This is a genomic window from Actinosynnema sp., assembly GCF_052038725.1.
The window spans coordinates 1-6,867 of the sequence record NZ_JBQGCX010000447.1 but is presented as its reverse complement, the minus strand read 5'-3'; the positions used below and the strand labels follow the sequence as shown (position 1 = coordinate 6,867).

The window sequence follows — 6,867 nt, the reverse complement described above, 5'->3', positions numbered from 1 at the left end:
GGCGGGTCCGGTGTGGACGGTGGGGTGGCGCGCCGAGTGGGCGGGGCTGGGGGGAGCCGGTCAGACGCGGATCAGGTCGGCGAGCTTGGCGAGCTTGCTCCCGCCGATCCCCTCCACCTCCCCCAGCTGCTGCACCGAGGTGAACCGCCCCCGCCGCGCCCGGTGGTCGACGATGCGCTGCGCGGTCACCGGACCGACCCCCGGCAGGGCGTCCAGCTGCTCCACCGTCGCGGTGTTGATGTTGACCGGCGCGGGTGGTCCGGCACCGCCGACCGCAGGGGGCACCCCCACGGCGATCTGCTCGCCGTCGGTGACCTTGCGGGCCAGGTTCAGCCCGGTCAGCGACGCCCCCGGTTTCACCCCGCCCGCCCGGCTGAGCACGTCGGCGACCCGCGCGCCGTCCTCGACGGTGACCAGGCCGGGCGCGTGCACCTCCCCGGCCACGTCGACCACCAGCACCGGCGGCGCGGCGCTGCTCGACGTGGCCTCGGCGACCGGCAGCACCGGCACCTGCTCCACCACCGCATCGCGCTCACCCGCGGCGAGCGCAGCCGCCAGCACGGCGCCGACCCCGGCCACGCCCAGCAGCGCGACCCGCCGCCGGTGGTGCGCGGCGGAGGGCAGCAGCCCGCGCAGCCGGAGCAGCAGCCCCGGCGGGTCGGCGCCACCCTCCGTGGTGGCGAACACGACCGTCGGCGCGTCCTCGGACCGGTGCTTGCCCGGTGGGTTCCCCATCAGGGTGCGGAGCCGGTCGGAGGAGTCCTCGTCCTTCACGTGGTTGTCGAACACGGAACCGACGCTAGGTCCGGGCGGGCAAGCGGAACCAGCGACGAACTCGGGATCTGTGGACAACTCGGGGCCTGTGGAGAACTCCCGCGCGTCCCGCGCAGAACGTGCTAGGCGAACCCGCCCGGCAGCACCACGATCCCCAGCACACCGGGCCCGGTGTGCGCCCCGATCACGGCCCCGACCTCGGAGATCAGGCACCCGGACGCCCCCGGCACCCGCTCGTCCAGCAGCGCCGCCAGCTCCACGGCCCGCTCCGGCGCGGCCAGGTGGTGCACCGCCAGCGCCACCGGCCCGCTCCCCGCGGCGGCGGCGGCCAGGTCGACCAGCCGCGCGGCGGCCCGCCCGGCGGTGCGCACCTTCTCCAGCGGCACGAGCCTGCCGTCCTCGACGTGCAGCAGCGGCTTCACCGCCAGCGCCGTCCCCACCAGCGCGGCCGTGGTCCCGATCCGCCCGCCCCGGCGCAGGTGCTCCAGGGTCTCGACGCAGAAGAACACCCTGACCCGCTCGGCCGCCGAGGTCGCGGCCCGCTCGGCCAGGTCCAGGTCGGGCCCGGCAGCGGCGGCGGCCAGCGCGGCGAACCCGAGCCCCATCGCGGTGGCCCGCGAGTCGACGACCCGCACCTTCACCGGGTCGACCTGCGCGGCGGCCAGCCGGGCGGCCTCCCAGGTCCCGGACAGCGCCCGCGACAGGTGCACCGACAGCACCCCGTCCGCCCCGCCGTCCAGCAGCTCCCGGTACACCTCGGCCAGCTCCTGGGGCGTGGCGCGCGACGTGGTGACCCTGCGGCGCTCCCCGAGCGCGGCGGTCAGCTCCCGTGGCCCGAAGTCGACCCCGTCGAGCCTGCTCCTGCCGTTCACCGACACGTGCAGCGGGACTACCCGGACCCCGCGCGAGGCCGCGAAGCCGTCCGGCAGGTAGGAGGTGGAATCGGTGACGATCGCAATGGCCACGACTGCCGAGACTACGGGCCGCCCGGCGACCCCCGCCGCACGGATGCGGCCTCGACCAGGGCCGCCATCGCGGTCCCGACCGCCCGGTGCGACTCCCAGCCCCAGTGCATCCCGTCCGGGTTGCCCAGCCCGTCCCGCAGGTGCGCCCGGACCAGCGCAGGGACGTCCAGCAGCGGCACCCCGTCCGCCTCGGCCCACTCCCGCACCGCCCGCTCCCCCGCCGCGCGCCCGGTGTGCACGTTCGCGTACAGCGGGGACCGGTGCACCGAGGGCACCATCCCCACGGCGGGCAGCCCCGGCCGGAACTGCCGGACCGCGCGCAGCGAGTCCGACAGGTACCGCCCGGTCAGCGCGGGCGGCAGCGCGACCGGACGCCCGCCGGTCGCGCGGGACAGCACCGGCTGGGCGGCCCGGTAGAGCGCGCGGGCGCGCCGCCGCAGCCCGTCCGGACGCAGGTAGCGCAGCCCCTGCCGCAGGTAGGTCGGCAGGGGCGAGGGCAGCGTGTCCATGTGCCCCACGGCCAGCACGAGCACGTCGGTGCGCGGTAGCAGCGCCCACACCCTCGGGTCGCCGGTGAGCGCCCACCAGGCGTCGCGGGCGGTCCACCCGAACCCGGCGACCAGCTCGGCCCGGCCGCCCAGCGCGGCGGCGGCCACGTTCGGCCACAGCCCTGGGTCGTCGGCGGGCAGCGGCCCGGCCGGTCCGTGGAAGGTGAGCGAGTCGCCGATGACGAGCAGTCTCACCTGGTGGTTCCGGCGTTGTACGAGGTCAGCCGCCACCTCGGGTCGCCGCCGGGACGGCGGGTGAACACCGTCCAGTGGCAGTTGCTGATGCCGCCGAGCAGCCCCCAGCGGTCCACCGGCAGCTCCAGCAGCCTGCCGGTGAGCGAGCTGATCAGCCCGCCGTGGGCGCACAGCAGCGCCGTGCCGTCGGTCTCCGCGTCGACCTCGGCGACCACCTCGGCGGCCCGCTCGGCCACCTCGACGCGCGCCTCGCCGTCGGGCGGGGAGATCGTGCCGTCGAAGCGCCACGCGCCGAGCGCGCCCGGCCACTCGGCCTCGATCTCGTCGACGGTCAGCCCCTGCCACTTGCCCAGCCGCGTCTCGCGCAGCCGGGCGTCGACGCGCAGGGGGACGCCGGTGGCCTCGGTGAACACGGTCGCGGTGTCGCGGGCCCTGCGCAGGTCCGAGGCCACCACCAGCTCGGGTGCGAACGCGGTGAGGACCGGGACCGCGAACCGGGCCTGGTTCCACCCGGTCTCGGTCAGCTCCGAGTCCAGGTGGCCCTGCATCCGGCCGGTCGCGTTGTAGTCGGTCTCACCGTGCCGCCACAGCACGAGCCGGGAGAGCGTCATGCCCGGTCGACCTCGTCGGCGGCAGCCTCCCCGGTGCTGCTCGCGGTGGTGTCCTCGCCGGTGGCGTCCTCGTCCGGGGACGAGGGGCCCGCGTCGAACTCGATCCGGGGGCAGTCCTTCCACAGCCGCTCCAGGCCGTAGAAGCTGCGCTCCTCCGAGTGCTGGACGTGCACCACGACGTCCACGAAGTCCAGCAGGACCCAGCGGCCCTCGCGGGCGCCCTCCCTGCGGACCGGCTTGCGCCCCGCCTCGCGGAGCTTCTCCTCGACGCCGTCCACGATCGCGCCGACCTGCCGCTCGTTGGGAGCGGAGGCGATCACGAAGCAGTCGGTGATGACCAACTGCTCGGACACGTCGAGGAGGATCACGTCGTGCGCCTTCTTGTCGGACGCCGCGTTCGCGGCGACCAGCGCCAACCGTCGTGCCTCGTCGGTGGCTGCCACGTTTCTCCTCATCACCTCGGCGGGAACTGGTGCGCCCGCACGAGTCAATGAGGGTACCTGCGTCCCGACCCGCTCCGGCACCGAGTAACGCCGGACCGGGCGCAGGTCACGCCGGGGGCGGGGTTCAGCCGGGCAGCGAGTAGAGGCCGCGCTTGGAGATGTACTGCACGACCCCGTCCGGCACGAGGTACCAGACGGGCAGCCCGTCGGCGGTGCGGTCGCGCACGGCGGTGGAGGAGATGGCCATGGCGGGGACCTCGACGAGGCTGACCGCGCCGGGCGGCAGGTGCTTGTCGTCCAGGGTGTAGCCCGGCCGGGTGACACCGATGAAGTGGGCGAGGCTGAAGGCCTCGTCGGCGTGGTGCCAGGACAGGATCTGCTCCAGGGCGTCCGCGCCGGTGATGAAGAACAGGTCGTCGTCGGGGTGCGCGGCCTTCAGGTCGGACAGGGTGTCGACCGTGTAGGTGGGGCCCGCGCGGTCGATGTCGACGCGGCTGACCGAGAAGCGCGGGTTCGACGCCGTGGCGATGACCGTCATGAGGTAGCGGTCCTCGGCGGCGCTGACCTCCCTGGCGGACTTCTGCCACGGCCTGCCGGTGGGCACGAAGACGACCTCGTCCAGGTCGAACCGCGCCTGGACCTCGCTGGCCGCGACGAGGTGACCGTGGTGCACCGGGTCGAAGGTGCCACCCATGACGCCTATGCGACGCTTGGACATGAGTGGTCAGCGTAGTTCCGGTCAGCCGTCCGGCCCGGTACGTGCGTCACTTGATCGGGTGACGTTCCCCACGGTCAGTCCTGCGGTGCGACGACCTCGCCACCCGCGTCGCGCACCAGGATCGCCTCGACCGGGCAGGACTCGGCGGCGTCCACGACCTCGTCCGAGGGCTCGACCGGGGACGCCAGCGGCGTCGCCCTGCCGTCGTCCAGCCGGAAGTGGTCCGCGGCGATGGCCGCGCACATCCCCGACCCGATGCAGGTGTCCCGGTCGACCTCGACGCTCCACCCGGCCACGGCTACCACCGCACCGGCAGGCTCTGCGGGCCGCGCACCAGCCTGCCCCGCTTGAACACCGCCTCGCCCGCCGGTTCCAGACCGGGGAACCGCGCCAGCAGCGTCCCCACGGCGACCTGGAGCTCGACCCTGGCGAGCTGGGCCCCGACGCAGTGGTGCACGCCGTGGCCGAACGCGACGTGCGGGTTGGCGGAGCGGTGGAAGTCGAGCTCGTGGGGCCGCTCGAACACCTCGGGGTCGCGGTTGCCGCTCGGGATGTCCACGAACACCGCCGCGCCCTTGGGCACGGTCACGCCGCTCAGCTCGACGTCCTCGGTGGCGATGCGCGGGAACCCGGCCGAGCCGCCCAGCGGGGTGAACCGCAGCAGCTCCTCCACGGCCCTGGGCACGAGCGCGGGGTCGGCGCGCAGCTCGGCCATCTTGTCGGGGTTGGCCAGGAGGGTGTGGGTGAAGTTGGCGATCTGGTTGGCCGTGGTCTCGTGCCCGGCGGCCAGCAGCGTGACGCCGAAGGTGACCACCTCGGTCGCGGTGAGCGAGCCGCCGCCGTCGTGGGCGGTCACCAGGTCGGTGAGCACGTCGTCACCGGGGTTGGCGCGCTTGTCCTCGACCAGCCCGGCGATGTACTCGCGCAGCGACTGAGCCGCGGCGAGGACCTCCTCCGGGGTGAACGCGGTGATCGACATCGCGGCGTCGGACCAGGCGCGGAACCGGTCGCGGTCGGCCACCGGGACGCCGAGCATCTCGCAGATGATCGTGATGGGCAGCGGGAGCGCGAGCGCCTCGACGACGTCGGCGGGCGGGCCCTGCTCCTCCATCGCGTCCAGCAGGTCGTCCACGATCTCCTGGGCCCTGGCGCGCAGCAGCTCGGTGCGGCGGGCGGTGAACCCCTTGGCGACGAGCTTGCGCAACCGGGTGTGGTCCGGCGGGTCCATGGTGAGGATGTTGGCGTCGGCCCGGTGCAGCGGGAACGTCCTCGGCAGGTCCGCGCCCAGCTCCAGGGTCGCCGCGCGGCTGAACCTCGGGTCGCCCAGGACGGTCTTGACGTCGGCGTGCCGGGTGACGAGCCAGGCGTCGCCGCCGTAGGGCAGCCGGACCTGGGAGACCGGTTCCCGCTCCTGCAGCTCGAGCGCGGTCGGGTCGGGTCGTAACTCGACGGCCTCGTTGAACGGGTAGTTGCGGACCTCCACCAGGCACCCCCGGAAGCGAGCGATTGCTGTCGCCCGACAGTAGGCATCCGATTACCGAGGGTCAACCACATTCGGCGGGCCCCGACGGCTCTCCGCCGCCGGGGCCGCGCCCGCTCAGGACGAGGGCCGGACGTGCCCCTCGCCCCAGACCAGCCACTTCGAGGAGGTCAGCTCGGCCAGGCCCATCGGGCCCCTGGCGTGCAGCTTCTGCGTGGAGATGCCGATCTCCGCGCCCATGCCGAACTCGCCGCCGTCGGTGAACGCGGTGGAGGCGTTGACCATGACCGCCGCCGCGTCGACCCGCTTGGTGAACAGCCTGGCCGCGCGCACGTCGTCGGTCACGATGGCCTCGGTGTGGCCGGAGCCGTGCGCGGCGATGTGCGCGACGGCCTCGTCCAGCGAGCCGACGACGCGGGCCGCGATGTCCATCGACAGGTACTCGGTGTCCCAGTCCTCGTCGGCGGCGGGCACGACGCCCTCGCCCGCGAAGCCCTCGCCGCCGTGCACGGTCACGCCCGCGGCCTGGAGCGCGGCGGTGATCCTCGGGACGAACTCGGCGGCCACGTCCGCGTGCACCAGCAGCGACTCGGCCGCGTTGCACACGCTGGTGCGGCGGGTCTTGGAGTTGAGCACGATCCGCTCGGCCGAGTCCAGGTCGGCGGCGGCGTCCACGTACACGTGGCAGTTGCCGACGCCGGTCTCGATCGCGGGCACGGTCGCCTGCTGCACGACCGCGTTGATCAGGCCTGCCCCGCCGCGCGGGATCACCAGGTCGACCAGGCCGCGCGCGGTGATCAGGTGGGTGACCGAGGCGCGGTCGTGGGACGGCAGCAGCTGCACGGCGTCGGCGGGCAGGCCGGTGGACTCCAGCGCGTCGCGCAGGACCGCGACCAGCGCGGTGTTGGAGTGCTCGGCGGAGGAGGAGCCGCGCAGCAGGGCCGCGTTGCCGGACTTGAGCGCCAGGCCCGCGGCGTCGACGGTGACGTTCGGGCGCGCCTCGTAGATCATGCCGACGACGCCCATCGGGACGCGGACCTGCCGCAGCTCCAGGCCGTTCGGCAGGTTCGAGCCGCGCAGCACCTCGCCGACCGGGTCGGCCAGGCCCGCGACGGTCTCCAGACCGGCCGCGA

At 74.4% G+C, this 6,867-nt stretch carries 9 protein-coding genes; all 9 read right to left on the bottom strand.

The genetic code is table 11. The features are described from left to right. Nucleotides 1-60: 60 nt before the first annotated feature. The gene (locus ACTUAL_RS09085; protein ID WP_440899939.1) at nt 61-789 is read right to left on the bottom strand and encodes a helix-hairpin-helix domain-containing protein; all 729 of its coding nucleotides are present in this window, start codon (nt 787-789) and stop codon (nt 61-63) included. Nucleotides 790-896: 107 nt separating this feature from the next. Continuing rightward, on the bottom strand, nt 897-1,739 hold the full coding sequence (locus ACTUAL_RS09080; protein WP_096491867.1) for a DegV family protein: 843 nt from the start codon (nt 1,737-1,739) through the stop codon (nt 897-899). 11 nt (nt 1,740-1,750) lie between these two features. Further along, the gene (octT, locus tag ACTUAL_RS09075; protein WP_096491866.1) at nt 1,751-2,482 is read right to left on the bottom strand and encodes a diglucosylglycerate octanoyltransferase; all 732 of its coding nucleotides are present in this window, start codon (nt 2,480-2,482) and stop codon (nt 1,751-1,753) included. Beyond that, entirely contained in the window at nt 2,479-3,093 is a 615-nt protein-coding gene (locus tag ACTUAL_RS09070) for a histidine phosphatase family protein (RefSeq protein ID WP_096491865.1), read from the bottom strand. Before ACTUAL_RS09070 ends, octT begins: the two co-directional genes overlap by 4 nt. Beyond that, nucleotides 3,090-3,536 (bottom strand): ribosome silencing factor, encoded by a 447-nt coding sequence (gene rsfS, locus ACTUAL_RS09065; protein ID WP_015800040.1) that lies wholly within the window; start codon nt 3,534-3,536, stop codon nt 3,090-3,092. Before rsfS ends, ACTUAL_RS09070 begins: the two co-directional genes overlap by 4 nt. A gap of 124 nt (nt 3,537-3,660) precedes the next feature. Then, a complete protein-coding gene (gene nadD / locus ACTUAL_RS09060; RefSeq protein ID WP_096491864.1) occupies nt 3,661-4,254 on the bottom strand; it encodes a nicotinate-nucleotide adenylyltransferase in 594 nt (197 codons plus the stop codon). A gap of 74 nt (nt 4,255-4,328) precedes the next feature. Next, nucleotides 4,329-4,550 (bottom strand): ferredoxin, encoded by a 222-nt coding sequence (locus ACTUAL_RS09055; RefSeq protein ID WP_440899938.1) that lies wholly within the window; start codon nt 4,548-4,550, stop codon nt 4,329-4,331. Nucleotides 4,551-4,552: 2 nt separating this feature from the next. After that, on the bottom strand, nt 4,553-5,737 hold the full coding sequence (locus ACTUAL_RS09050; protein ID WP_096491862.1) for a cytochrome P450: 1,185 nt from the start codon (nt 5,735-5,737) through the stop codon (nt 4,553-4,555). A gap of 114 nt (nt 5,738-5,851) precedes the next feature. Next, the coding region (locus ACTUAL_RS09045; protein WP_440899937.1) for a glutamate-5-semialdehyde dehydrogenase at nt 5,852-6,867 on the bottom strand (1,016 nt) is incomplete at its 5' end.